Genomic DNA, 26651 nt, shown 5'->3' with positions numbered 1-26651 from the left:
ATGTTGACTTGGTTAGTCAGCATGCGTTTTTTGTTGGTTACTTAAAAGCACCCGTAAACTTGTAAATTGGGAAACCTTGTGACGCGAACTTTTGCTCGTATTCCGTCTCAACGTTGTCCTTCATCTTTTCTTCGTCTTCGTGCAAGTTTAGTGAGATACCATCCTTGTAGAACTCAATGCCGAAGTTAGCAAATGAGTATAGAGAGTACTCAAACAAGCCACGGTTATCAGTCTTAAATTCTAGCTCACCACCAGCTGGCAAAACAGCTTGGTAACCTTCCAAGAATGACTTGTACGTCAAACGACGCGTTTCGTGACGTGACTTTGGCCAAGGATCTGAGAAGTTCAAGAACAACTTTGATACCTCACCCTTTGTAAAGTACGTCTCAACTCCAGCACCATCACCATAGATGAACTTCAAGTTAGGCAAATCAGCAGGATCTTCATCCGCCTTACGCGCTGCAACAGCAACTGCCCCTTCTTGAATTTCCATACCGATAAAGTTAATTTCAGGGTACTTCTTTGCCATACCAATGATAAATTGACCCTTACCTGTACCGATTTCTACGTACAATGGTTGCACCTTTTCAAAGATGCTTTGCCAATTTCCTTGTAGACCTGTCGCGCGGTCTTGTGTAATTACCAAGTCCGTGTGATCTGCCAACCATGGGCTAGTCCACTTTTTATTTCGTAAACGCACGTGAATTTCTCCTTCTAAACGTGTTTGCAATAATGCGGTTCGTATACCAGAATAACAAAATACCACCTACTACGACAAGTCCTATGACATTTTGTAATAAGAGTGTGATAGAACCAGCTAATGCGCCACCAACAATTGACCAAATCAACATCGTAACCATAAACCAAGGCATCATAGCATAACGAAATGCTTGTTGCCGTTGTTTAACGGTCACTGGATACAAGTGGTCAAAAACTAGTGACCGGTGTGAACTAGCCAATGGCAGTAACTGCAACACCAATAAATAGAACAAAATGACAAACAAGATTGTCTGTAACCAGCCCGTCGTGACAAAAGCCACTAACAGGCCAATCAAGCTTAGCCGTCCCCAAACATCCCAGTATTGTCCCTGACGAACAAACGTCGTGACTAATAGGCGCACTAACGGATTACGTTGCTGGTTTGGCCAGTGTTTAAGCAAGCCGTTAGCCCAACGTTGACGACGCACGGCTGGTTTCATGCCCGGCACATCAATAAATAGATTAAAGAATCCCAAAATGGTTGCTTGTCGCTTATCTTCAGCAGCGACGACTGCACACCAGTCAATTAAGTTGTTTCCTACTGACGTATCGAAGAGCGTCGTACGTCGTGCCTTCATGAAGGTAAACAACATTTTTACGGCCATCAACGCTACTGTGACCAATAGCGTCGTAATGAAGCTCGGTGTTAACAAGCGAAACATCATCGGCCACAAGATAACCGTTAGCACTAGTTGCACGACACCGTTAACGATGACACTATACAGGGTTGCTTGGTGAAACAAACGGCGTAACGCGCCTTCATTTCCCATAAAGAATACTGGATCGGCGCCTTTAACAAAACTTGCCGGCGTCTTAAATATCGCAAGCGTTAGTAATAACACCAGCAGTAACAGGCTTCGTGTCCAAAAAGTTACTGGGGCGCTTTCCCATAATTGTCGATACGCCAATCCGGCAGCACCTAGTAAGAACAATAAGGCTAACATGGCATGGTCATTAAAGACGTAACGTAAATACTTACTATACTGACGCCACTCTTGCTGCCAGCGTTCTTTAAATAAATGATCGATAACCATCCTTACACCTCTTTTTGTTGTAATTCAGGTACCTTTTCAGCAAACTCGCTTGCCAACCCCGTTGCTGCCACTTCACCATCACGCAAATAAACGAATTCATCTGCGTGGTCAGCCAGTGTCGTCAAAACGTGGGTGGTTAGCAAGAAGCTTGTGCCAGCATGCTTACGTTGGTCAATCAACGCCAACAAGTCATTAACCGCAATCACGTCCAACCCAAGGAACGGCTCATCGATGATAAAGAATGGGGCATCTGTAATGAATGCCATCACAATCATCACCTTTTGACGCATTCCCTTTGAGAAATGCGTTGGGAACCAATCCAATTTATTATCCAAACGGAAAGTTGTGAGCAATTCTTCAGCGCGTTGCCAAGCCGTCTTTTCATCCAGTTGGTAAACTGAAATGGTGAGAGCTAGGTGTTCACGCAACGTCAATTCATCATATAGAACCGGTTGTTCTGGAATATAGGCGATTTGACGCTTAAATGCTTCTGGCTGCGTTTGTAGTGTTACCCCATTCAAGACAATTGACCCTTGCTTTGGTGCAAGCAAACCAATGATATGGTTGATTGTCGTTGACTTACCAGATCCGTTCAACCCCACTAAGGCGGTGAGATGACCCTCTGGTACAGTGAATGAGACATCATTTAAAACAGTTAGTTGGCCGTAGCCACCTGATAAGTGTTTGATTTCTAATGTCATAATGTCACTCTCGATTTTTTAATGTACTTATATAATAGCAAATTTCTGTCCAAATTTAACCACGGACAGTTTACACCAGTCAGGGTATAATAAAGACAACAGATGATTTTTAGGAGGCATTTCCATGGCAGATGTATTTGATATGATTGTTGCAGGTGATATTCCTGCTTATAAGGTTTATGAAGATGATGACGTGTTGGCTTTTCTAGACCTTAGCCAAGTAACGCCTGGCCACACATTGGTTGTGCCAAAGACGCACGTCGCGGATATCTTTGAATACGACGAAGAATTGGCGGCACGTGTTTTGTCAAAGCTACCAAAGATTGCCCGTGCCATTAAGGCAAGTGACGAAAACATTATTGGCTTGAACATTTTGTCAAACAACGGTGAAGCTGCCGGACAATCTGTCTTCCACTCTCACTTCCACTTGATTCCACGTTATGCAAATGACGGCTTTGATATTCCAATGCCAGATCACAGTGAGCAAACAGCCGAAGACACGTACAAGACATTGGCTGCCAACATTGCCAGTCACATGGAGGACTAAGTATGGACGCACTCAAGGATTGGTTCACCAACTTGAAGCAACAGGTCACAAACTTCACGACTGACAGCAAGCGCGCGGTTTCAGCGACTAAGGATGTGAAGGCATCCCTTGCCAATGTTCAAACCGAATTGCCAGCCGTACAAGACTTTGTGAAAGATGTTCAAATTCAAGTTGAGAAGATGAATTTCAAGAACAAGCCCCGCTTGGAACGTATCACGGAAGCACAAACTCGCATCCAAGATGCACTCAGTTCATTAAAAAAGCATTAAGACACTCGAAAGCGCAAACGTTGTTCCGGCAATGTTTGCGCTTTCGTCATATACCAATGTATACCAATTCACATAATTTCCGGTGGTTAATTCAAACATTGTTCAAAATTCCCCTATAGACTAGTTAGTGTTAAGTCGAACTGACAGTTAATAAGAGAAGGAAATTAAAAAATATGCGAATTGAAATTGTAAACACAAAGCAAGATGTCACAAACGAGACATCAAAGATTCTTTTGAACAAGATTTATGATCGTAAGGTACAAAACATTGCCTTGACGGCTGGAACTAGCCCGGTTGCTTCATATGAGCAATGCTTGGAGAAGTTCACGGAGCGTATCCACGACCCTAACATGCCAAAGTTGCACATGTGGAACTTTGACGAAGTCCCACAAGCTGGTTCAGAAGAAGGTACAACGACGTCAACGTTGCGTAAGTACTTCTTGAACCCTGCTGAAATGCCTGCTTACCTTTACCACCGTTTGGACTTGTCAAACTGGGACACATTGGATGAGGGTTTGGCTGAAGCAAACGGTTTGGACTTTATGTTGCTTGGAATTGGTTCAGATGGTCGCTACGCTGGTAACTTGCCAGGTGTGACGAAGTTTGAAGATGGTACGCGTTACATTCCTTCTGAAGCTAACGACCAAGTCTATGCTGCTTTGGTTCACACAGTTGGTTCAGAAGACAAGGTTCCTGAAGGATACGTTGCCATGGGTCCTAAGACAATCATGAGTGCTAAGGAAATCTTGATGATTGCTTTCGGTAAGAAGAAGGCACAAATCGTTAAGGAAGCTTTCTTTGGCCCAATCAGTGAAGAGGTACCTGCTTCTATCTTGCAAGCCCACCCTAACTTCACATTGTTGTTGGATCGTGAAGCTGCGGCAGAAATCTTGCCACAACCAGCTGTTGCACCTGCAGAAGCTGAAACTATCACACTTCAATAGTTTAATGAGAACAAAAATAGCGGTTTGTCAGGCGACAACCGCTATTTTTTATTGCACTATGAGAAAATACTTATTTATTATTTGATTTCAGCTCATAATCGGCGTGGACTAGTTTCTATCGTTATGACGAATTGTGGGAACATTTTTTCCACTATACAAAAACATAACCAGTAAGAGTGAGGTTTTTTTCTGATGGAACAGAAACGCGACACCTCCTTCTTCGGCCAACCTCGAGGCCTCATGACCTTGTTCTTCACCGAAATGTGGGAGCGATTTTCATACTACGGCATGCGTGCCATTCTACTTTTCTACATGATTTATGCAGCCGACAAAGGCGGTTTGGGATTTAACGAAGCCACCGGTGCCGCAATCATGTCGATTTACGGGTCAATGGTTTACCTATCGGGAATTGTTGGTGGTTATCTATCTGACCGTGTCCTTGGTCCATGGCGCACTGTGTTCTATGGTGGTGTCCTGATCATGTTCGGTCACATTGCTTTGGCGATGCCATTCCATGAAGTTGGTTTGTTTGGTTCAATTGCCCTAATCACACTTGGTACTGGATTGTTGAAGCCCAACGTTGCAACGATGGTTGGAAATTTGTATGACGCTAACGATGAACGTCGTGATGCCGGGTTCTCAATCTACGTCTTCGGTATCAACCTTGGTGCCTTTATCGCACCGTTGCTAGTTGGTTGGTTCCAAGTACACGTCAACTTCCACGTGGCCTTCTCGTTAGCCGCTATCGGTATGTTCTTTGGTTTGGTGCAGTATTCATTGGATGGTCGTAAGCACCTTAAGGATGTCTCACACCAAGCCCCATCCCCATTGCAACCCGAAGAAATCACCCCATTGATGTGGAAATTAGCCGGAATCGTTATCGCATTCATCGCCATTATTGGTATTATGGCCGGTACTCACAGTTTGACGATTAACAGTGTCATTAACTTGTTGACGTTTGTCGCTATTCTAGTACCGGTGATTCACTTTGTTGTGATGCTGACATCAAAGAAGACAACGAAAGCTGAGCGTAAGCGTGTTTGGGCCTACATTCCTTTGTTCATTGCAGCCATGCTATTCTGGTCAATTGAAGAGCAAGGATCTGTTGTCTTAGCCTTGTTCGCTTCAAATCAAACCGCCTTGCATGGTATGCCTGCTTCATGGTTCCAATCATTGAATCCATTGTTCATCATGTTGTTCACACCATTCTTCGTTTGGCTTTGGTCAAAGAAGTTGCGTGATAAGCAACCTTCAACTGGTGTTAAGTTCTCACTTGGTTTGGCGTTTGCCGGATTGTCATTCGTTTGGATGGCTGTTCCGGGCATGATGTTTGGCGTTAACCACCAATTCAACCCATTGTGGCTAGTTGCCTCATGGGCGTTGGTTGAAGTCGGTGAAATGTTGATTTCACCAGTTGGTCTGTCAGCATCTGCTAAGATGGCCCCCGTTGCCTTCCAAGCCCAAATGTTGACGGTCTGGAATCTGTCTGACGCCACGGCGTAAGCGGCCAATGCACAATTGGTTCAACTTTATTCAAAGTCTACTGAAATCAACTACTTCTTGATTATCGGTATTATTACTATCGTTGCTGGCTTGCTATTGTGGTTCGCAACTAAGAAGATTAAAGCCTTGAGCGAAGGCTTGTCAGAAACAGCTGAATAATAACGAAGCCTCACACCTTTAGTTGATGTGAGGCTTTTACTTTAGCTGGGGATGGTTTAAAATTTTAAGTCTTAAGGAGCTTTTTCATGTTAATTTCTGATACCACGTTAAGTTTGGATGATGTCGCACCAAACAACACGTACCGCAACGTTCACTTCACCTACTCTAGTCGTGCCATTAATATCCAAGATGTCACGTTTGAGCGTGTGACTTTCGACCAAGACGATTTCTCAGATAGCACTTGGTCAGATGTCGTATTTGATCACATCGATTTATCAAATACTGATTTCGCCAACGCAATTTTCTATCGCACTAACTTTAATAACACACAACTGACTGGGGTAAATTTCTCTGGTCTGCAAAGCGAATGGCGTGATACGCAGGTTAATAACTCATTAGCTGATTTCATCAATGTTAGCGGTACGACCTTTCAAAGTGTCACCTTCAACAACACGCGTGTCCGTGACAGTTTCTTCCACGGCATCCGCATTAAAAAGTCACTCCGTTTTATTGAAAGCGACCTTGATAACAGTGATTTTGCTGGTAGTAAGCTGGCTAATCTCGATGTAGCTAATGCCAACTTTGAAACCTTATTGTTTGATCCAGCGCTGGCTGCTGGCATGACAATTAATACGTATCAATCAGCCTTGCTTATTCAAAGTTTAGGCATCAACATCAAATAAGCAGAAACGCGAAGTAAAGTCAATTACGGTCGTACTTCGCGTTTTGTTTTACTGCAAACTGTTTTGAATAATCGTTGGCCAATCCATCGTTAACTTGGCACCGGCTGCCTTTGCGTGACCGCCACCGTTAAAGTGACCCGCAATAGCTGAGACATCGACATCCTTATCCTTCGCAACGCGGAATGACAACTTGCCGTTATTAATGACCAAGCCGAAATCAACGTCTGGTAAGTTACTCAACGCATTACCGATTTCTGACATTTGGCTAGATGCCCTTGTATACGCATAGTGATAAGTCTTGTCAGGCAAAACCAAATCAGCAAATTCAGCCTTTTCTGCCTTCTTAGCAACATAGTCTTGGTTAGACTTAATGCGTTCGTATACAAGCGCCATAATCAAATCTGAGAAGATTGTTTCTAGCACAGCGCTCGGTACGTCAACTTCGGCAAATGCCTTAGTCGTAGCCTCGTCCATAAAAGCACTGAAACGGTCACGACCAATGAAGTTAAGCACTTCGTTGAATACTTGTGCATGTTGACCCGTTTGTTGGGCGTCAGCATAACGTTCATCTTGCCAAGTCCATGTATCATACAAGTTAGTTAGCTTAACCAGTACAGGTAAGAATGGCAACGTTGCAAGTGCCGCTTGATTGTCATTAAACGCCAACTCAGTCGCTGAAGATGTCCCCGTTTGATCCGTAACAAATGTGCCATCCTCAGTTGCTGATTCCCAGACGGCTTGATTAGAAACGTGGTGATCATAAACCGTTGGCGTTAAGTTTGTTTGGTTGTGAAACTTCGCCAACATTTCAGCTGATGGCGTATTGTCCAAGAAGATTGCTTGGGTATATTGCGCATCCCCGGCCAAAATATCTTCCAACACAGCATCAATACCAGCAGCACCAGCATCCGCATAACGAATATCCGACTCATTTGACGTCGCATACTTAGCAACTAAGCCTGACATAACACCATCCAAGTCAGTGTGCGTCACAATTAACGTTTTCGACATGATTATTACTTCCTTTAAACTGAATAATATCTACATCCATCTTACGGTTTGTTGTGGCTAATCACAAGTCATGATGGCGGTCGTTCATTAGTGCCGTCAATTTATGCATTGTATTGGCATTGCGAACCGTTATCCTAGAGAACGCAGCTGTTGTACTAATCCTTAACAACTTAGTCTTGTTACGTAACTCTGGACCTGTACTCATGAATATCAAACGTTTGTACAGTACCACGTGATTCTCAGGTCCAATGTATGGTGAGAACTCGGCCAAAGCTTGTTTAGCCCCTGCTTCCGAATTGGCAATTATCAAATCATGTCGACCACCATCTTTAATGCCCCACCATTCTGGTGAATGATTTGTCATGTCGTTAATATCGTCTAGTGACAACCAATACAGTTGTATTTCAAAGCCTTTGTATGCCGATAAAGCGACACTAAGGCCAGAAAAATCAGCCATGCTAGATTCGACATCAGCAATAACATTACCAGTATTCCCGAACGTAACAACGTTTTGAAACCCTTGTTGTTCAAACCAATCACGTAATTCAGCCATTGTAACTTTACGTTTGCCACCGACGTTTATGCCACGGAGCAAAATTAAAACTGTTTTCATTTATGCCTCCAGTACTGGCATCGTCAGTTATCATATGCTCTCTAACCTTTAGCCCAGGTATACAATACCGATTTGCGGATTACGGGTCTCATTACCGGGGATGACCATACTATCCACATAGCGGTCCTTAGTCAACGTCGTTAAGAAGACACCAATCAAATCTCGATCAGTATAAGCATCAAAATATCGTGTCTTCAATTGCATACCAAAATCAGGACTTGTTTTCCAATTTTCCATGTTATTACTCCCTATCACATGTATTTGTTACCACTTACCTGCCATTATACCAAGTATTATCTTCTCACCAGACTTCAAGCACTCTTTTCTAACGTAGCGTTTTACAGACAAAAATCCCAGCACACAATCGTGCTGGGATTTATCATGATGCCCATCATTTTGTTTTTTATATTTATTGCTCTGCAGAGTTTATTCGGACCAACTTCGCCAAACTTGCGATGGCATCGGCTCCCTGACTAATTTCTGGTTGTTCGGCTTCCTGTTTAGTCAAAGCTTTATCCGTAAAGTAATCTCGGAGATAGTAAGTACCATTATTTCCGAAGTAGTAGTTCTTACCATCGATGTTTTGAATGTACTGGACTGCGCGTCCGTTGTTATCCGTGAAATAGGTGTAGCCCCATGCATTACGCCACCCAGCATTCTGACGAACCCCGTCTACAAACCAATAATATGTGCCCATATAGTAGCGGAACCCAGTATATACCGTGCCGTTTTCATACCAGCGGTAACCACCGTTGGCAGCGGACCCATCATATAAGTAACCTGATCCTTTGCCACGTAGGTAGTATGTGCCATTATCGCCAAAATTATAGGCCGTACCATCAATCACAACGTTGCCTTGCACAGCACGTCCGGTTGCATCAGTCCAATACTTATATCCCCAAGCTTCGCGCCAACCTTCATTTTGACGAATCCCATTTACAAACCAGTAATACGTCCCCATATAATAGCGGAATCCTGTAAAAGGCTGACCATTTTCCAACCAATTATAGCCACCGTTGGCTTTTGAAACCTCAGGCGAGTAAACGTAACCCGTGCGGCCATCAGCCGAAACCACTTGTGTTGCTGTTCCCATCGATGACAAAACTGATACTGTAACCAACGCACCGACAACCAAACGCTTCCCAACATTAACAATACTCATAAATAATCCCCTTCTTTCGGTTGCTCCGTGTCAACTCGATGACTTAATGTTACGTCCAGGTTTCATTTGTTACAATGCACGAAATTTCATATCACGTTAAAAAAGCGACCATCCAACGATTGGTCGCTTAATCGCTATTTAAAATAATCAGTTGCTAAGATGCTGTATACCTTGCTATCAACGTATTTGCCAGTTGGTAGCAACTCATAATCACGCAGTGTGCCTTCGTACTGCATGCCGGCCTTTTCCATCACACGACCTGAACCGATGTTTTCTGGTGCGTGGAATGATTCAATGCGGTGCAATTCTAGTTGTTCGAATCCCACTGTAATCACTGTCCGTAGCGCCTCAGTCATCACCCCTTGGCCCCAATAAGCATGGTTGAGGGCATACCCGATTTCAGCCGAGTTATTTTTCTCAGTTGGTCGGATATCAATGCTACCAATCATTTTATTAGTTGCTTTTTCAACAATGACATACTTTCCCAGCGGATCTGCCAAGTGAAACTTCTTGATGCTAATTTCTAAAGTGTGTTCAATCGATTCCGGCATTGGTACGTGAATCCACTTTAGCACTTCTGGATTGTGGAACATTTCAAACATGTCCGCCGCATCAGCTTCTGTTGCATGCCGATACAATAAACGTTCGCTCTCAAAGTTATCCAAGTTAGTTAGTCGTTCAATTAAAGTCATCCCGAATACCCCCATAAAACCAAGTTTCCGTCAGTATACGAGCTTCAATTGGTAAACACAATGACTATCACTTAACTTTCGATTTCTGCTAACAAACGCAACATATTCCGCGTTTCTTTCACGTCATGAACTCGAAGAACCCGCGCGCCACTTTGCATCATTGATTGGGCAGCCACCAACGAAATGGCTGTTCGCTCACGCTTTGCCAATCCTAGCAACTGACCTGCCCAGCCTTTGTTGGACACTGCGACCAGTACTGGCCGATTTAGCTCTTGTAGCACGTCGACGTGTCGCATAATCGCCAAATCATGTTGTACGCGACTGTCCTTGGCATAACCAATACCCGGGTCAATCAAAATCCGATTTCTATTTACACCTGCCACTTCCAACACAGACAGATTCTCAACAGCCCAGTCAAAAAGACTATTTTTTACGTCGTTTATCTCTTTTCCCCGCGGATTCCACATAGTAAGTATGCCAACCTCACTGGTGGCAATTAACGGTAACTTACGTGGGTCATCTGCAAAACCATTCACGTCGTTAATAATATCTACGCCGGCTTTAATTGCCGCTACCATGACCTCATATTTGTAGGTATCAATTGCCACCAGTGCATCGGGACGCGCTAATTTAATTGCTTCGATGATTGGAATCGTTCGTTCAACCTCCGATTCAACCGTTAGTTCCAACCCATTTTCCTTGTAGCCTGGTCGCGTGGTTTGACCGCCAACTTCGACAATATCGGCCCCGTCGTCGTAAAGCGTCAATGCTCGTCGAACGAGATTAGTTTCGTTTTCAATTGTGTCACCATCAAAAAACGATTCAGGACCAGTATTTAAAATGCCGATAATCAAACCTTGTCGATCACCAAGCGGTGTCCCATTCACGTGCCATATACTCATTCCCGATAACCCCCTTAATCGTATAGAACGATCCCGCAACAACAATCCATTCACCTGGCTTTCGCATGCCTTCAGCAACTTCTAACGCCTTATCTAACGGTTCTGTATGTGATGAAATCTGGTCAGCTGGTAACGCACGCGGGTTATCAGGTGTAACCCCGATAATATGACGTGCATGCGGTGCTAACGTTTCTTGAATAACGTCTGTTTCTTTATCTTCGAGCATCCCCAAAATTAGTATAACCTTCCCAGATAGTTGCCATTTAGCAATGTTATCGGCCAATTTTTGCGCACTTCCCCGATTATGTGCGCCGTCAACAAGCAGGCGCTCATTCTTAAAAACATTCTGGCGTCCGAATAGCTTTGCTTTAGTTAATCCTAAACTTTTGGTCTTTGTCGAAATTTTGTCGCCTGTTAATATGTTCAAAATTTGAAACATAAGACAAATATTTTCGTCATGAACAAGCTTTCCCCCATCGCTTATATTTGCTCTATCGTCATCCGGTTGCAGTTGGCAAAGGCCAGTGTACCAATTGGCCTTCATCAATGCCGGTCGTCCTTTCAAGATACGACTAACAGCTGGGTCTTGTGTCGCGCTAACGACATAACTCCCCGGCATAATAAGGGCTGCTTTATTTCTTGCGATTTCAGTAATCGTATCCCCCAACCATTGCATATGGTCCAAACTAATTTCGGTAAATACCACGACCCCTGGTTGTTTATTCAGATGAGTGGCATCATTTTTTCCACCCATGCCAGCTTCAATAATAGCGACATCAACGTTATTCAGTTTGAAAGCAAGTAACGCGATTAATGTCCAATACTCAAACGCAGACAGACTTTGTGCTGAATAGCCATGTGTGAGCAAAACATCCCGTATTATTTGATACAAGGCAACAAAGTTCGGCTTTGGTATTTGCTTATGATTAAGTTGTATTTGTTCACAATCATCAAAAATAGCGGGTGTTGTAAATGTCCCAACCGCATATCCTGCTTCTGCCAAAACTGATGACGTCATCTCGATAACCGTGCCTTTACCATTTGTCCCGGTCACATGTACGATACGTAGGTCACAATCTGGATTCCCAAGCCAGTCATTCACCTGACGCAAAAACGCGATGCGATTGTCATCGTTGACCCGCCAAGTATGGTCCATCTCAGCTAGAACTTCTTCATATGTCATCATATCAATTCACCTGATCCATAAATTCACGACGCAAACCATGGTCGGTCTTTAACGAACCACGTATTACATAACCAGTTGTCGTTGTGCCAGGTCGATTAATGCCCCGCATTTCCATGCACATGTGCCGTGCTGAAAGATGAACGCCAATCCCCTCGGCATCCAAAATGCGTTCGAGTTCATCAGCAATCAAAGTTGTTAGGCCTTCTTGCATACTTGGGCGTCGAGCCGCCCAATCAACCAATCGTGGCAATTTACTCAACCCCATTACGTCTTGCTTGGGCTGATAGGCAATCGTTGCTGTACCAAAAAATGGTAACAAGTGATGTTCACACATACTGTAGAACGGAATATTCGTTAGAACCACCATTTCTGCATCTGTGTCGACATCAAAAAGTTTGTAATCAGTAAAGTGCTTTTCTTCTGTGTGTGCGAAAATTTCAATGTTAGCCTTGACTACGCGTGCTGGCGTTTCTATTAAACCAGCACGTTGTGGATCATCCCCAATATCCAACAAAAATTGTCGAATCGCCGCTTCTTTCGTTTCATTCATCCCCAAAAATCCCCTATCCGTTCTACATGTTTTATATCAGTTGTCGCTCGAATCAGTCCTTGAACCTCCTGACGCCGTGGTTCAGCAACAATCTCCAGCAGTGGTTCTAACACAAATAGTCGATTGGCCATTTCAGCGTGTGGCACCTGTAGTTCTGATGTCTTTATTACATCTGTTCCAAACCAAATGATGTCTAAATCAATCGTTCGTGGTCCCCAATGAATGATTCGTTCACGCTGTCCTACCACCTCAATTTGATGCAGAATAGCTAACAATGCAGTAGGCGCTAAATCAGTCTCCAGCCGCACCGCAATGTTTAAAAAATCATCTTGGGCAATCGGTCCAACCGGCTCCGTTTGATATAGACCGGATACCACCACATGATTAATCTTCTTTTCCGCCTTTAATGAATCAACTGCTTGTTGCAAATGCGCTTTGCGATTACCAATATTGCTACCAGCACTTAGGTAGACAGTTGCCATATGCTATACCTCTGCCGATGAAACTGAAATCGTAAACGGATCATAAACACCCTGAATCGGTATTGCATGTTTCGTCACACTGACATCTACTCGGGTTGCCTGCGAAAATTCACGCATTAAAGTCTTCATCACCAACAAGGCAACTGACTCAATCAGATTAAATTGATTCTGATTCACAACCGTAGCTACCGTTCGATAAATGTCGCTATACGAAATGGTTGTCGTTAAATCGTCAGTCATGACTAGCTTCTCAATCGGATAATATACTCTGACATCGACACTTAATTGCTGCCCTAATTTCTTTTCTTCCTCGTGCACACCGTTATACGTATAAAACCGCATATTCGGTAACTCGATTTGTCCCATAGCGACCTCCCCAAAAGTCATCTGTATTCAAATCATGTCCGAAACATGAGATTTTGTAAGTATATGTGGTAAGTGTTGCGAAAATATTTGACTAATATAACAGTTCATAATCTGAATTAACGAAATGCACCCCCAATCGCCGTGTAACCAGCCATTGGGGGTGCATTTGTTTATAGATTCAATTCGCTCGCCGCATCAGCATCCAAGATCAACGTGAAGTTAGGATGGAGCTGCAAAATACTTGATGGCACATCTTCTGTGACCGGCCCAAAGAAAGCTTGCTTAACCATCGCCGCCTTACCTTTACCATTCACAATCATGACAGCATCACGTACTTGCGTCATAACAGACTGTGGCCCCATCGTGACATAGAAGTCAGGCGCTTTACTCTCATCGCCACCAACTTCATCCACTAGCACCTCACGCACAGTTGGTGTCGCATCAGCTTCAACACGATACGTTTGATTACCAAACTTCGTGGCACCGGGCACATTTCCAAGGAAATGTCCGTCGGCACCAAGGCCCATCAACATCAAGTCCAAGCCACCATCTGCCGTGAGCTTTTCATCCCAAGTTTGATAATTATCAGGTGTTAGACGCTCAATTTGCGATTCAACAATCTTAGCTGGCGTAAAGAACAAGCGACGCAAATTTGTCATTGTCACGCCTTCAGGATCACCATTAACCGGCACTTCATCGAAATTATAAAAATGGACGTTATCATAATAGTCACGCCCGGCAACTTCTTCAACCATCAATTCGTAAACACCTTTAGGCGTATTACCCGCTGTAATAGCCATGTTTACACGTCCCGGCTTAAGCATCGTTGCAAGCAACTTATGGGCTGCTAAACGACTCATTTCAGCGTAGTTATCAGCAACAATAATTTTCATTTGTCTATCCTCATATTTCCTACAACATACTTCTTATACAGGTTCATTGTAGAAACAACTGTTGGTAATACTATGCTGAATTGTTGTTTGATTTCGCTATTCTTTGTGATAGTTACTTAGTAAAAAAAGGATAAGGACACAACAATTGTGTGTTCTTATCCCAAATCACTCATTTATTAAAACTTATCAAATCGCATTTGTCGTTGCGTTTTAATTTCGTCTGGTCCCAATTGGAACAGTTCATCAATCGTCCGCAACAAATCACGACGCAGATTTTCATAAAACAGGCCGCGATCATCACCCTCAAGGATGACGCGTTCCACAATCTTTTTCGCCAAAAGTTCTTGTGGCGTCAACCCTAGTAACTCAGCTGCTTCAGGTGCACGCTTGGCATCTTTAAACATGATCGAGGCGAAACCTTCAGGTGACAGCATCGCATAAATCGAATGCTCAAACATCCAAACCTGATTAGCAGTCGCAAGCGCCAAAGCACCGCCAGAGCCACCTTCACCATAGATAATGGCAATCATCGGTACCGTGAATGACATACTTTGCACAATACTTTCCGCAATCGCTTGGCCAACGCCACCTTCTTCCGCTGTTTTACCAGGAAAGGCTCCCGGTGTATTAATCAACGTCACAATTGGTCGATTGAATTTATTAGCTTGTTGCATCAGACGCACGGCTTTGCGGTAGCCACTCGCTTCCGGCGAACCATTGCGGGTCTGAAGCTTTTCGGCCATCTCATCACCACGATTAATTGCAATCATCGTAACGGGTTGCTCGCCAAGCATCCCCACACCGCCAATCACAGCCGGATCATCACCTTGCGCACGATCACCATGAAACTCTTGAAAATCAGTCACGATATTGGCAATCAAATCGCGCGCCAAGAAACGGTCTTCACGGGCAGCCCGTGCAACTTCAATCGGTGCTAATTCACTCATGATTAGGCCTCCAATGGTGCTTGGTGTACACGCAACAACTTACCAATGTACGTTTGCAACTCAGGTCGTTGCACAATGGCATCAATAAACCCACTTGCTTGCATATGCTCGGCACGTTGGAAGTCCTTCGGTAACGTCTCGTGAATCGTTTGTTCAATGACACGACGTCCAGCAAAACCAACCAATGCGTGTGGCTCAGACAAAATAATGTCGCCTTCCATGGCAAATGAGGCTGTGACACCACCCATCGTTGGATCAGTTAAGACGACGACATACAGCAAACCGGCTTCACGATGGCGTGCAACGGCCCCTGAGACCTTTGCGAGCTGCATGAGACTCATAATACCTTCTTGCATGCGAGCGCCTCCAGAAGCCGAAAATAGGACAACTGGCAGGTGCTTAGCTGTGGAATCGTCAAATAAGCGAGCCAACTTCTCGCCCGTTTTCGCCCCCAACGACCCCATCATGAAGCGTGAATCCATCACCGCAACCGCAGTACGACGACCATCAATGACCGCTTCACCAGTCATAACCGCTTCTTTCATATCCGTCATTGCTTGCGCCTTAGCAAGCTTTTCGGGATAACCAGGAAAGTCCGGTGTCGTCGTTTCAACGTCCGCGTACCATTCCTCGAACTTATCCGTCATCAAATCAACGCGTTGTTGGGCACCCAAACGGAATCCGTAACCACAAACACCACAAACAAGGTATTCACCCAGTTCTTCTTGGTATTGTTGGGCGCCACAGTACGCACACGTTACCCAACTACCAGCAGGTACCTTATCAAATGCATCTGGATTTGAGGCATGTTTAAACTTATCAGCTTGATTATCAAATAATTGCGTCATGGTGCTTGCACCTCTTCCTTTGCCCATGCTGGCAAAAAGTCCGTTTCCACAAAATCAATTGGCACTAGACCTTGGTGAACACGTTCATCCTTCACCAAGGCTTGTTGCACTGCAAGGTTAGTTGAAACACCACGGACAACGACTTCATCTAGCGTGCGAGACAGCTTCTTAAAGACATCATCACGGTTGTCAGCTGAGACAATCACCTTACCCAGCATTGAGTCGTAGTAAGGTTGCACCGTATCACCAGCGTACATCGCTGAATCAAAACGGATGCCAGGTCCACCAAATGGCAAGTACGTAAAGTCCACTTGACCGGCGCTTGGCCGGAAATCATGCATGGGATCTTCAGCGTTCAAACGAACTTCAATCGCGTGTTGCTTGATTTGAATATCTTGTTGTTGCACTGGCAATGGTTCACCTGCCGCAACCGCAATTTGCATCTTCACCAAATCCAAGCCCGTCACCGCTTCCGTAACTGGGTGTTCCACTTGAATACGCGTGTTCATTTCCATGAAGTAGAAATTATTGTCACGGTCAGCCAAGAATTCAAACGTGCCAGTATTCTCATAAGCCAAGGCATTTGCTGCCTTAACTGCCAACGCACCAAGTTCTGAACGCATATCACTCGTCACACCAACCGCGGGTGAGACTTCAATCATCTTTTGGTGGTGACGTTGAATTGAACAATCACGTTCCGGGAAAAAGACTGTTTGACCTTGTTGATCACGCATGATTTGCACTTCGATGTGACGGACGTTTGTCATCACCTTTTCGATATACATATCCGCTGAACCGAAAGCCAATTTCGCTTCAGCCTGTGCGCGCTCAAATTGTTGCGCCAGCTCTTCGCGGTTGTTAAGCAAACGCATGCCCTTGCCACCGCCACCGGCTGCAGCCTTCAACATGACTGGGTAGCCAATTTGATCACTCACTGCGATTGCCTCGGCACTATCAGTCAATGTACCAACACTACCGGGGATGACTGGCACACCAGCTGCCCGCATCGTTTCACGTGCTTGCGCCTTATCGCCCATCAAGGCAATTGTTTCTGCATGTGGTCCAATAAACGTAATACCAACATCAGTCAGCATATTTACAAACATCGCATTTTCAGACAAAAAACCGTAACCTGGGTGAACTGCATCAACCCCTGTTAGTAGGGCTGCGCTCACGATATTTTTCATATTTAGATATGAATCTTGAGGTCGTGGTCCACCAACCGCAATCGCCTCATCAGCTAGTTGCACATGCAAGGCTTCTTTATCAACCGTACTGTAAATGGCAACGGCCTTGATGTCCATCTCATGCAGTGCACGAATAATACGGACGGCGATTTCGCCACGGTTTGCTACCAAAACTTTTTTAAACATAATTAACTCCATCAAATGAAAAGAGGCTGGAAAAAATCCCAACCCCTTTCAAACTATGCCGGTTGAACCGTATACAGGATATCGTCGTATCCAACAACCGCTTCATTATCGACATTAACAGCCGTAATAACACCAGCAACGTCACTTTTCACTTCCGTCATCAGCTTCATTGCTTCAACAATTGCCACTGTCTCGCCGACAGCTACTGTATCACCGACTGATTTAAAGTTTGCAGCTTCTGGCTTTGGGGCCAAATAAACGGTACCGACAAGTGGTGCTTTAATGGTCACCGTTGTATCCACAACAACTGATTCTTCAGGTGCAGTTGCCGTGTTAGCAGCTGGTTGTTGTGTCATCATAGTTGGTGCTTGATCATTCTTGCTAAGATAAAGATGTGTTTCGTCAGTATCTAGCTTGAATTCACGTAATGAGCTCTGCTCAAAATCATGCATCAATGCTTGAATATCACTTAAATTCAAACTCATGATATACCCCTAATTTTCATAGACTAATATATCTATTATAACACAAACGATTTTATGCTCCCGTCTGATGGGAAATTAAACACCGAGTTGTAACTTCAATTCCATCACCGCATCACGGAGGCTAGCAGCTTCTTCGAAGTCCAAACGCTTGGCCGCAGCACGCATTTGATCTTCCAAATTGGCAATCATAGCTTCTTGATCTGGACGCGCCATATCCTTGAAGGCCACTTCTGTAAAGCTTGCCGACTTGTTGCTGTTATCCTCAGATTCGTGCGTCACCGCAATCAAGCCACGGATTTCCTTCTTGATGGTGTGCGGTGTAATACCGTGTTCTTCATTGTATGACATTTGAATGGCACGACGACGCGCTGTTTCATCCATGGCAGCCTTCATTGAGGCCGTCACATCATCCGCATACATAATCACGTGTCCATTCTCATTACGTGCAGCACGTCCGATTGTTTGAATCAATGAACGTGTATTACGCAAGAAGCCTTCCTTGTCGGCATCCAAAATAGCCACCAACGAAACTTCAGGCACGTCAATTCCTTCACGCAACAAGTTGATTCCCACCAGCACGTCGAACTTACCCAAACGCAAATCACGGATGATTTCAGTTCGTTCTAGTGTCTTAATGTCCGAGTGCAGATACTTGACCTTGACCCCGACATCTTCAAGATAGTCCGTCAAATCTTCGGCCATCTTCTTCGTCAATGTCGTCACAAAGACACGCTCATCCTTGGCCACACGCTCATTAATTTCACCCAACAAATCATCGATTTGACCCATAACTGGGCGCACTTCAATTTCAGGATCTAACAAGCCAGTTGGACGAATGATTTGTTGTGCAACGTCTTTGTTTGAAACGCGCTCTTCTTCGTAATCACCCGGCGTGGCTGACATATAAATAATTTGGTTAACGTGTTCTTCAAACTCATCCAAACGGAGTGGACGATTATCCAAAGCTGATGGCAAACGGAAACCATAATCAATCAAAGTTTCCTTACGTGCGCGGTCACCCTTGTACATACCACGCACTTGCGGCATCGTTACGTGAGACTCATCGACAACAATCAAGAAATCATCTGGGAAAAAGTCGAGTAGTGTAAATGGCGGCTCACCCGGTGCACGACCATCCATGTGGCGTGAATAGTTTTCAATACCACTGGTGAAGCCCATTTCACGAATCATTTCGATATCGTATTCAGTACGTTGCTTCAAGCGTTGAGCCTCCAACAACTTACCTTCTTCTTCGAACACCTTCAGTTGGGCGTCCAACTCAGCTTGAATCGTCTTCAACGCACGCTCACGAATCTCATCATTAGTCATAAAGTGAGTTGCTGGGAAGATTGTTGCCAAATCCAAATCAGAAGTCACTTCGCCAGTCAATGAATCAACTTCGCGAATGCGGTCAACTTCATCTCCAAAGAATTCAATACGAATCGCCTTGGCGTCAGATGATGCTGGGAAGATTTCCAAAACATCCCCACGTGCACGGAAACGCCCACGTTGGAAGTCAATGTCATTGCGTTGGAATTGAATATCAACCAAACGACGCATCAAATCATTACGCTCAATAACGTCACCAACACGGACATTAATGACGTGGTCGTTATATTGTTCAGGACTACCCAAACCAAAGATAGATGACACCGAAGCGACCACGATGGTATCGTTACGGGCTAGCAATGATGCCGTCGCTGAATTACGGAGCTTATCGATTTCATCGTTAATTGATGAATCCTTTTCAATATACGTGTCAGAAGATGGCACATACGCTTCAGGTTGGTAGTAATCATAGTAAGACACGAAATATTCAACCGCGTTATTTGGGAAGAACTCTTTAAACTCACCATACAATTGGCCTGCCAAAGTCTTGTTGTGTGACAAAACCAAAACCGGCTTATTCGCTTGTGCAATCACATTTGAAATGGTGAATGTCTTTCCAGTTCCCGTTGCTCCCAACAGAATCTGCTCTTTGACGCCATTCTTCAAGCCAGTTACCAACTTATCAATAGCGGTTGGTTGGTCACCGGTTGGCTCATACTTTGAAACAACCTCATAGGTATGGCTGTCATCACGATTAATCATATTCGCCTACTCACTTTCTGCTTTTTTATATTTTTTCTCTCAACAAACACAAAAGCCCACTGAGAACAGTGGACTTCTCTATTTATCATTATAACAACTTATGTCTACTTTGCATTGAAGATGCCGATGTAGATGCGTTGTAATTGTTCTGAACCTGGAAATTGCTCGTCCAGCAACTCTGGCAGCACCTCACGAATAAAGTACGCCACACTTGGCATGTCACGGAAAGCAAAAATCGTTTCAAGACTTTCCTTGTAAATCTCCAAGAACACAGGCTCTGGATTGCCCTTTTGCAATTCACCGTATGCTTCGTACAACAAGTCAACCTTGTCGGCCACTGACAAGATACGTCCTTCAAGCGTATCATCCTTACCCTCGTGAAGACGACGCTTGTAGGCTTCTTGCAATTCGACTGGGATTTCCGTCTTAACAAAGTTATCTGACAATGAGTCTTCAACGTCCGCCAACATTTGGCGCAAAGTTGCTGACGCATACTTAACTGGTGTACGGATATCACCGATAAAACGTTCCGTAATATCGTGATTCAAAGCCTTTTCGTAAAGCATACGCCAGTTAACGTCATTACCCGCTTGTTCTTCAATGTCACCCAAGAATTGGGCAGCTTCGGTAACCTTCCATGAGTGGGCGGCCACTGAATGAGGTTGATACTTAAAGTACCCCGGTGCGCGTGTGATCATTTCAAGTTCATTCAAACCTGATAAATATTGATGCATCCCCATTTCATTCATCCTCCCAAAAAAATATATTTTTACTACTATACTTGTTTAAGTTACTGATTGCAAGCAAAAAACCAGGTCAAATGACCTGGTTTCAAGCAATTAGTACGATCCAAGAATCGTCACTGTGTATTTGTTATCCTTTGCATCCGTCGTCACGTATGCTTGCATACCCGTTGAGGCTTCAATTCGAATTTGAACTGGCACACCATTTGGTAGGTAGCTTGGTGCGATTTGTGCAATGTAGTTAGCAAAGCTTTGGATTTCAGTTGCTGAGTAGAATTGCGTTGAGACCGTCACATTCAAACCACGCAACGTACCATCACGGTAAGCTGCCTGACCAGTAACAGACGCCAAGTTAGGGAAGAATCCTTGTACCTTGTCCACAAAGTTCGTGAAGCTTGTGTTCAATGAACTAGCAACTGACTTTGATGACGCCGTACCTTCTTGCATTGGCAACACAACCGTTTGATTGTTCAAGTCAGTCCATGAACCAAGTTCATTACCTGACTTAGACACGTTCCAGCTGTAGAAGCTACCGCCGGCCAATGAGTCGTCCTTAGCTTGAGCATACATGGCCACGTAGATTGGTACATCAGCAGGAATGTCCTTCATTGCACGGTAACGCTTAACGACTTCAGCAGCCATTTCCTTACCATGAGCAATGCGGTCAGCCTTATCAATATCTTGCGTAAAGCTAGGACCATCCTTTTCCTTTTGGTAAACATCTTGCGTGTTCATACCCATACCGATGACAATACCAGCCAACTTCAAGTTATCACCGTCTTGTGTCATGAAGTCTTGTTCTTCAATCGTTTGCAAGTAGATTGGCGCACGTGAATCATCAGTCTTACCGTTATCCTCAGGGTTCAATCCCGTTGGGTTTTCTTCTGACTTACGATTTAACCAATCTACAGCCGTATTTGTAGACAAATATTGACCTTCTTGGAACACGTACTTAGACGTACTGAAGTGGTCCTTAGAAAAATCAAGCAACCCATCTTCAAAACCAACCAAGTTGAACGTGTTGCCGGCATTTTGTTGCGCCGTCAAGCCACGGGTCTTGCTCGTCAAATACTTACCGTCCTTGATGACAGTCTTATAAACTGAGTCGTCAGCTTTTCCAGTAACCTGAACACCCTTCTTTGATGAAGATGAACGCGTCGTCTTCGTCGTACCAGAATTATCAACTGATGATGAATTCTTAGAGAAAAAGTTACCAAAGAAGACCAAAGCTACAGCCAAAACTGCCACAGCGACTAGTGCAGCAATCCATTTAAGTGCACGCATCATGAAAAACTCCTTTTACCCACTCGACAGCTTCATCGAGCGGTTTCGTTTTTGATTATTATTTACTTTCCATACTATCACGCAATTGTGATTCTGACCAAATCTCTATGCCAAGTTCTTGGGCTTTTGTTAACTTTGATCCCGCGTCGGCACCCGCAATCAACAAATCCGTCTTCTTTGAAACTGATTCACTCACTGTTGCACCTTGCGCTTCAAGCCAAGTCGTCGCGTCTGAACGACTGAACAACTCAAGCTTTCCTGTCAAAACCACGCGCTTACCAGAAAAGACTGTGTCAGTGGCAACTTCAACTGCTTGTGTGTAACGCGTGTTAACACCCAAATCTTCGAAATCACGAACCAACTCTTGCGCGTGCTCTGTATCAAAGTATTGCGCGATACTGTGGCCAATAATCAATCCCATACCTGGCAGTTCAGAAATTTCTTCAGCCGTTGCATGGGCAATCGCATCCAATGTGACAAACTTTGCCGCAATCGTCTTCGCAGCCTTGGCACCGACATTACGGATACCAAGTCCGAACAACAAACGTTCAACTGAGTTGGCCTTTGAATTTTCAATAGCTGTTAGCAACTTGTTTGCTGACACTTCACCAAACTTATCCAATGTAATCAATTGTTCAAACGTCAATCGGTACAAATCTGACACTTGATCAACCATCTTCTTATCAAGCAATTGCGCCACAATCTTTGGTCCAAGCCCGTCGATGTTCATGGCATCACGTGACGCAAAGTGCGTCAATGATTCTTGCACTTGGGCCGGGCAGAATGGGTTAATGCAACGAAGTGCGACTTCGCCATCAACGTGCACTAATTCTTGGCCACAGGCCGGGCACCCCAATGGCATGCTGTATTCGATTGAGTCAGCAGGTCGCTGCTTCAAAATCACTTGACCAATTTCCGGAATAATATCGCCGGCCTTGTGCAACGTGACTGTATCGCCAATGCGGATACCCTTCGCTTCTAAGTACGTTGGGTTGTGCAAAGAGGCACGCGAAACGGTCGTGCCAGCCAATTGGACAGGGTCCATCACCGCAGTTGGGGTGACAGCACCAGTACGGCCGACCGTCCATTCGATATCACGCACAACTGTCAGTGCTTCTTCCGGTGGGAACTTGTAAGCAATGGCCCAACGTGGCACCTTAACCGTATTACCTAGTTCTTCGTGGTAGGCCAAATTGTTGACCTTCACAACGATACCATCGATACCATATGCCAAATCATCACGCGTTGCCGTTTGATTCGTAATGTACGCTTCAACATCGGCTTCTGAACTAACCACCGCGTTAGTTGGATTAGTTGGCAAACCAAGTTCAGCCATACGAGCCAGTAATTCAGCCTGCGTTGTAACACCCAACACATTTTCAGCATCGACCGCAAAATACAAGAACGCATCTAGTTGACGTTGCTTAGTGATTTTTGCATCCAGTTGACGCAAAGATCCGGCAGCCGCGTTACGTGGGTTCGCAAACGTTGGCAAGCCATCACGTTCACGCTCCTCGTTCAACGTCACAAACGCTGCCTTAGGCATGTAAACTTCACCACGGACTTCAACAGTTAGTGGTTCATTTAGCTTCTTTGGAATGCGCTTAATTTGACGAACGTTGGCGGTAACATCTTCACCGATGCTTCCATCACCACGTGTTGAGGCTTGCACAAGTGCCCCATTTTCATAAACCAAACTAATCGCCAAACCATCAATCTTCAATTCGGCATTGTATGCCAATGACTCATGGAATGACTTTTGGGTCGTAGCCATCCAGTCCGCCAACTCTTCGAATGAAAAGACGTCACCAAGTGACAACATTGGCACCGGGTGAGCAACCTTTGGCAAATCCGACTTCACTTCACGACCACCAACCTGTTGTGTGATAGAATCAGCCGTCACCAAAGCTGGGAAAGCTGCTTCCAACGCTTCAAGTCGGTTATATGCAACGTCATAAACTGAATCTTCAACTGACGGAGCATCGTTTTCATAATATTCACGCGCCCATTGCTTCAAATCAGTTTGCAAGGCAGCAATCTCAGTTGCTGCTTCTTCTTGCGAAAGATCTTTAATATCCGTATTAATATCTGCCATTCAACAGTCCCTCTTTGTTAATTGACTTTTTGGATTGGTGCAAAGGCAGCCAACAAACGCTTAATACCTTGATCTGGGAACGCAATGTCCAATTCTTGGTCTTCACCGGTTCCTGACACCTTCACAACGTGACCAACGCCCCACTTCTTGTGACTAACCGCATCCCCAATTGTCCATGCCGCCTTATCAGCACCGGTTCCTGGGTTATTCGTCGTCATTGAAGATGTTGTGCGGGCTGGCGTTGACGCAACCGATGATTGACGTTGACGACCGGCAAACGTCGTAGCTGTCGCTTGTTGTGTGCGACGCGCAAATGGCAAAGCACCATCACGATTTGCTGTTGTTGACAATGTTTGTCCAGCAGGTTGTTGAATCAACTCTGGACTAATTTCATCGATGAAACGTGATGGGATATTGCTCGTTGTACGGCCGTATAGCAAACGTGAATAAGCATTCGTAATAAACAACTTTTGCTTCGCACGCGTAATACCAACATAGGCCAAACGACGCTCTTCTTCTAGTTGGGCGTCATCAGCTGCAGCACGAGACAATGGGAACAAGTTTTCTTCCATACCAACCAAGAAGACGACTGGGAATTCCAATCCCTTGGCAGCGTGCAACGTCATCAACGTCACTTGGTTGTCAGCATCTTCGTCAACACTGTCTAAATCAGACACCAATGCCAATTCCCCAAGGAAGTCAACGTACTTTGAGACGCTTTCTTCAGTTGGCTCGTACTTCTTGTCGAACTCTTCCGTTACTGAAAGGAATTCGGCCAAGTTTTCAAGGCGACCTTGGTTTTCTGGGGTTGGGGATGCCTTAAATTGCTCCTCATAACCAGAACGCTCCAAAATTTGACGCGTCAAGTCAGTGATACTTAAATCAAACGTCATTTGTTGACGAAGTGAGCTAATCAAGTCTGCAAATTGCGTTAATTGGTTAGCCGCACGGGCCGTCAATCCTGGAATCATCACTGCATTTTGCGCAGCATCCAACAATGGCCAGTTTTGTTGCAGGGCAAATGAACGCAAGCGTTCGATTGATGTGTTACCAATGCCACGCTTCGGCTCATTGACAACACGCAAGAAACTTTCATTGTCGGCCGGATTCGTGACCAAGGCTAAGTATGCCAAGACGTCACGAATTTCCTTACGCTCATAAAACTTTGATCCACCGACCATCGTATAAGGGATGTTCGCCTTCACCAAAGCTTCTTCAATTCCACGTGATTGCGCATTCGTACGGTAAAGTACAGCGAAATCACGGTAGTTGCGCTCGTCGTTTTTTACACCATCGCGGATTTGTGCGATGACATACAATGCCTCATCCTTGTCAGATTGACCACGGTAATAGGTAATCTTTTCTCCCATCCCGTTGTCCGTCCAAAGATTTTTAGCAATACGCTCGTTGTTGTGTTCAATAACCGCGTTTGCCGCATCCAAAATGGTTTGTGTTGAACGGTAATTTTGTTCCAACATAACCGTCTTCGCATCTGGATAATCCTTGGTGAAGTTCATGATGATTTGCATGTTCGCACCACGCCAACCATAGATAGACTGGTCTGAGTCACCAACTACGGCCAAGTTGCGGTGCTTAGCTGACAACAACGTGACCAATTCATATTGGGCATCGTTGGTGTCCTGATACTCATCGACGTGCACGTACAAAAACTTTTCTTGGTAGAATGCCAACACTTCTTGTTCTTGGTGCAATAGTTCGATGGTCAACATAATCAAGTCATCAAAGTCAACTGATTGTGCCAACGCCAATTGGTGTTGATACTCCTTGTACGCCTTTGCAACAATCTCTTCAAATGGCCCATTAGCCATTTCCTCGTACTTTTCAGGCTTTTCCATCGCGTTTTTCGCGTTAGAAATCGCACCAAGCACTGAACGTGGATCGTACTTTTCAATATCCACGTTCATATCCTTCAAAATACGCTTAATCAATGTACGTTGGGCACCGGCATCAATAATTGAGAAGTCTTTCTTGTAGCCCAACTTATCGATATCACGGCGCAAAATACGCACTGCCAACGCGTGGAATGTTGAAACCCAAACAGCATCTGCATCTTCTGCATCAACTAGTTGACCAATACGTTCCTTCATTTCGCGGGCAGCTTTATTCGTAAATGTGATGGCCAAAATACGCCATGGCATCACATTTAAATCCTTAATCAAGTGGGCGACACGATGCGTCAGAACACGTGTTTTACCAGATCCGGCACCAGCCATAATTAGCAACGGGCCTTCCGTTATCATAACCGCTTCTGCCTGTTTGTCGTTCATGCCATCAAGTAGTGAACTCATGTGTTTGCCCCTTTCAATCT

Annotated in this window: 27 protein-coding genes and 1 pseudogene; 5 read left to right on the top strand and 23 right to left on the bottom strand. The window is 44.7% G+C overall.

The window, feature by feature from the left end; translation table 11 throughout:
• Positions 1-37: 37 nt before the first annotated feature.
• The 3 genes from trmB to ACAW68_04995 are packed head-to-tail and all read right to left on the bottom strand — an operon-like array spanning position 38 to position 2494.
• Positions 38-700 (bottom strand): tRNA (guanosine(46)-N7)-methyltransferase TrmB, encoded by a 663-nt coding sequence (trmB, locus tag ACAW68_05005; protein XGA16920.1) that lies wholly within the window; start codon positions 698-700, stop codon positions 38-40.
• Positions 684-1793, bottom strand: a complete 1110-nt coding sequence (locus ACAW68_05000; protein ID XGA16919.1) for an ABC transporter permease — start codon at positions 1791-1793, stop codon at positions 684-686. Before ACAW68_05000 ends, trmB begins: the two co-directional genes overlap by 17 nt.
• 2 nt (positions 1794-1795) lie before the next feature.
• Positions 1796-2494, bottom strand: a complete 699-nt coding sequence (locus tag ACAW68_04995) for an ABC transporter ATP-binding protein (protein XGA16918.1) — start codon at positions 2492-2494, stop codon at positions 1796-1798.
• Positions 2495-2618: 124 nt separating this feature from the next.
• On the opposite strand from ACAW68_04995, the gene ACAW68_04990 reads away from it, so the two are divergent.
• The 5 genes and pseudogenes from ACAW68_04990 (at position 2619) to ACAW68_04970 (ending at position 6599) form a co-directional block, all read left to right on the top strand.
• The gene (locus ACAW68_04990; protein ID XGA16917.1) at positions 2619-3041 is read left to right on the top strand and encodes an HIT family protein; all 423 of its coding nucleotides are present in this window, start codon (positions 2619-2621) and stop codon (positions 3039-3041) included.
• 2 nt (positions 3042-3043) lie between these two features.
• On the top strand, positions 3044-3310 hold the full coding sequence (locus ACAW68_04985) for a hypothetical protein (protein ID XGA16916.1): 267 nt from the start codon (positions 3044-3046) through the stop codon (positions 3308-3310).
• 173 nt (positions 3311-3483) lie between these two features.
• Positions 3484-4254: a 6-phosphogluconolactonase gene (locus tag ACAW68_04980; protein XGA16915.1), complete on the top strand. Its 771-nt coding sequence runs from the start codon at positions 3484-3486 to the stop codon at positions 4252-4254.
• Positions 4255-4446: 192 nt separating this feature from the next.
• A pseudogene (locus tag ACAW68_04975) lies at positions 4447-5916 on the top strand (peptide MFS transporter).
• An 86-nt stretch (positions 5917-6002) separates the two neighbouring features.
• Positions 6003-6599: a pentapeptide repeat-containing protein gene (locus tag ACAW68_04970; GenBank protein ID XGA16914.1), complete on the top strand. Its 597-nt coding sequence runs from the start codon at positions 6003-6005 to the stop codon at positions 6597-6599.
• A gap of 48 nt (positions 6600-6647) precedes the next feature.
• Here ACAW68_04970 and ACAW68_04965 read toward each other — a convergent pair whose 3' ends face one another.
• From ACAW68_04965 to pcrA, 20 genes are all read right to left on the bottom strand, one after another.
• Positions 6648-7610, bottom strand: coding sequence for a DHHA1 domain-containing protein (locus tag ACAW68_04965; protein XGA16913.1), 963 nt, complete (start codon positions 7608-7610; stop codon positions 6648-6650).
• 61 nt (positions 7611-7671) lie between these two features.
• The gene (locus ACAW68_04960) at positions 7672-8223 is read right to left on the bottom strand and encodes a DUF1697 domain-containing protein (protein ID XGA16912.1); all 552 of its coding nucleotides are present in this window, start codon (positions 8221-8223) and stop codon (positions 7672-7674) included.
• A gap of 48 nt (positions 8224-8271) precedes the next feature.
• Positions 8272-8460 (bottom strand): hypothetical protein, encoded by a 189-nt coding sequence (locus ACAW68_04955; protein XGA16911.1) that lies wholly within the window; start codon positions 8458-8460, stop codon positions 8272-8274.
• 172 nt (positions 8461-8632) lie between these two features.
• Positions 8633-9385 (bottom strand): 1,4-beta-N-acetylmuramidase, encoded by a 753-nt coding sequence (locus ACAW68_04950; protein ID XGA16910.1) that lies wholly within the window; start codon positions 9383-9385, stop codon positions 8633-8635.
• A 134-nt stretch (positions 9386-9519) separates the two neighbouring features.
• Positions 9520-10077, bottom strand: coding sequence for a GNAT family N-acetyltransferase (locus ACAW68_04945; GenBank protein XGA16909.1), 558 nt, complete (start codon positions 10075-10077; stop codon positions 9520-9522).
• 71 nt (positions 10078-10148) lie between these two features.
• On the bottom strand, positions 10149-10979 hold the full coding sequence (folP, locus tag ACAW68_04940) for a dihydropteroate synthase (protein XGA16908.1): 831 nt from the start codon (positions 10977-10979) through the stop codon (positions 10149-10151).
• Positions 10942-12165 carry a folylpolyglutamate synthase/dihydrofolate synthase family protein gene (locus ACAW68_04935; GenBank protein ID XGA16907.1) on the bottom strand — a complete coding sequence of 408 codons (1224 nt, stop codon included), beginning with the start codon at positions 12163-12165 and terminating at the stop codon, positions 10942-10944. Before ACAW68_04935 ends, folP begins: the two co-directional genes overlap by 38 nt.
• Position 12166: 1 nt before the next feature.
• The gene (gene folE, locus ACAW68_04930) at positions 12167-12715 is read right to left on the bottom strand and encodes a GTP cyclohydrolase I (GenBank protein XGA16906.1); all 549 of its coding nucleotides are present in this window, start codon (positions 12713-12715) and stop codon (positions 12167-12169) included.
• On the bottom strand, positions 12712-13197 hold the full coding sequence (folK, locus tag ACAW68_04925) for a 2-amino-4-hydroxy-6-hydroxymethyldihydropteridine diphosphokinase (GenBank protein XGA16905.1): 486 nt from the start codon (positions 13195-13197) through the stop codon (positions 12712-12714). The genes folE and folK overlap by 4 nt, the downstream gene beginning before the upstream one ends.
• A gap of 3 nt (positions 13198-13200) precedes the next feature.
• A complete protein-coding gene (gene folB, locus ACAW68_04920) occupies positions 13201-13563 on the bottom strand; it encodes a dihydroneopterin aldolase (GenBank protein ID XGA16904.1) in 363 nt (120 codons plus the stop codon).
• Between the two features lie 170 nt (positions 13564-13733).
• A complete protein-coding gene (locus tag ACAW68_04915) occupies positions 13734-14456 on the bottom strand; it encodes a glucosamine-6-phosphate deaminase (GenBank protein XGA16903.1) in 723 nt (240 codons plus the stop codon).
• A 176-nt stretch (positions 14457-14632) separates the two neighbouring features.
• Positions 14633-15403, bottom strand: coding sequence for a carboxyltransferase subunit alpha (gene accA / locus ACAW68_04910; protein XGA16902.1), 771 nt, complete (start codon positions 15401-15403; stop codon positions 14633-14635).
• Positions 15404-15405: 2 nt separating this feature from the next.
• Positions 15406-16251, bottom strand: a complete 846-nt coding sequence (locus ACAW68_04905; GenBank protein XGA16901.1) for an acetyl-CoA carboxylase carboxyltransferase subunit beta — start codon at positions 16249-16251, stop codon at positions 15406-15408.
• Positions 16248-17624, bottom strand: a complete 1377-nt coding sequence (gene accC / locus ACAW68_04900) for an acetyl-CoA carboxylase biotin carboxylase subunit (GenBank protein XGA16900.1) — start codon at positions 17622-17624, stop codon at positions 16248-16250. The genes ACAW68_04905 and accC overlap by 4 nt, the downstream gene beginning before the upstream one ends.
• A 53-nt stretch (positions 17625-17677) precedes the next feature.
• Complete coding sequence (locus tag ACAW68_04895) at positions 17678-18109, bottom strand: acetyl-CoA carboxylase biotin carboxyl carrier protein subunit (protein ID XGA16899.1); 432 nt, start codon at positions 18107-18109, stop codon at positions 17678-17680.
• Between the two features lie 75 nt (positions 18110-18184).
• Entirely contained in the window at positions 18185-20200 is a 2016-nt protein-coding gene (uvrB, locus tag ACAW68_04890) for an excinuclease ABC subunit UvrB (protein XGA16898.1), read from the bottom strand.
• 104 nt (positions 20201-20304) lie between these two features.
• On the bottom strand, positions 20305-20940 hold the full coding sequence (locus tag ACAW68_04885; protein XGA16897.1) for a YfbR-like 5'-deoxynucleotidase: 636 nt from the start codon (positions 20938-20940) through the stop codon (positions 20305-20307).
• 99 nt (positions 20941-21039) lie between these two features.
• Positions 21040-22227 carry a CamS family sex pheromone protein gene (locus tag ACAW68_04880; GenBank protein ID XGA17003.1) on the bottom strand — a complete coding sequence of 396 codons (1188 nt, stop codon included), beginning with the start codon at positions 22225-22227 and terminating at the stop codon, positions 21040-21042.
• Between the two features lie 58 nt (positions 22228-22285).
• Complete coding sequence (gene ligA / locus ACAW68_04875; protein XGA16896.1) at positions 22286-24322, bottom strand: NAD-dependent DNA ligase LigA; 2037 nt, start codon at positions 24320-24322, stop codon at positions 22286-22288.
• 17 nt (positions 24323-24339) lie between these two features.
• The gene (pcrA, locus tag ACAW68_04870) at positions 24340-26631 is read right to left on the bottom strand and encodes a DNA helicase PcrA (GenBank protein ID XGA16895.1); all 2292 of its coding nucleotides are present in this window, start codon (positions 26629-26631) and stop codon (positions 24340-24342) included.
• Positions 26632-26651 lie beyond the last annotated feature (20 nt).

The organism is Weissella confusa, assembly GCA_041871065.1.
In the GTDB taxonomy this organism is placed as follows: domain Bacteria; phylum Bacillota; class Bacilli; order Lactobacillales; family Lactobacillaceae; genus Weissella; species Weissella confusa_A.
Note: the sequence above shows the minus strand (reverse complement) of the source record. Positions and strands in the feature narration are given on the sequence as shown.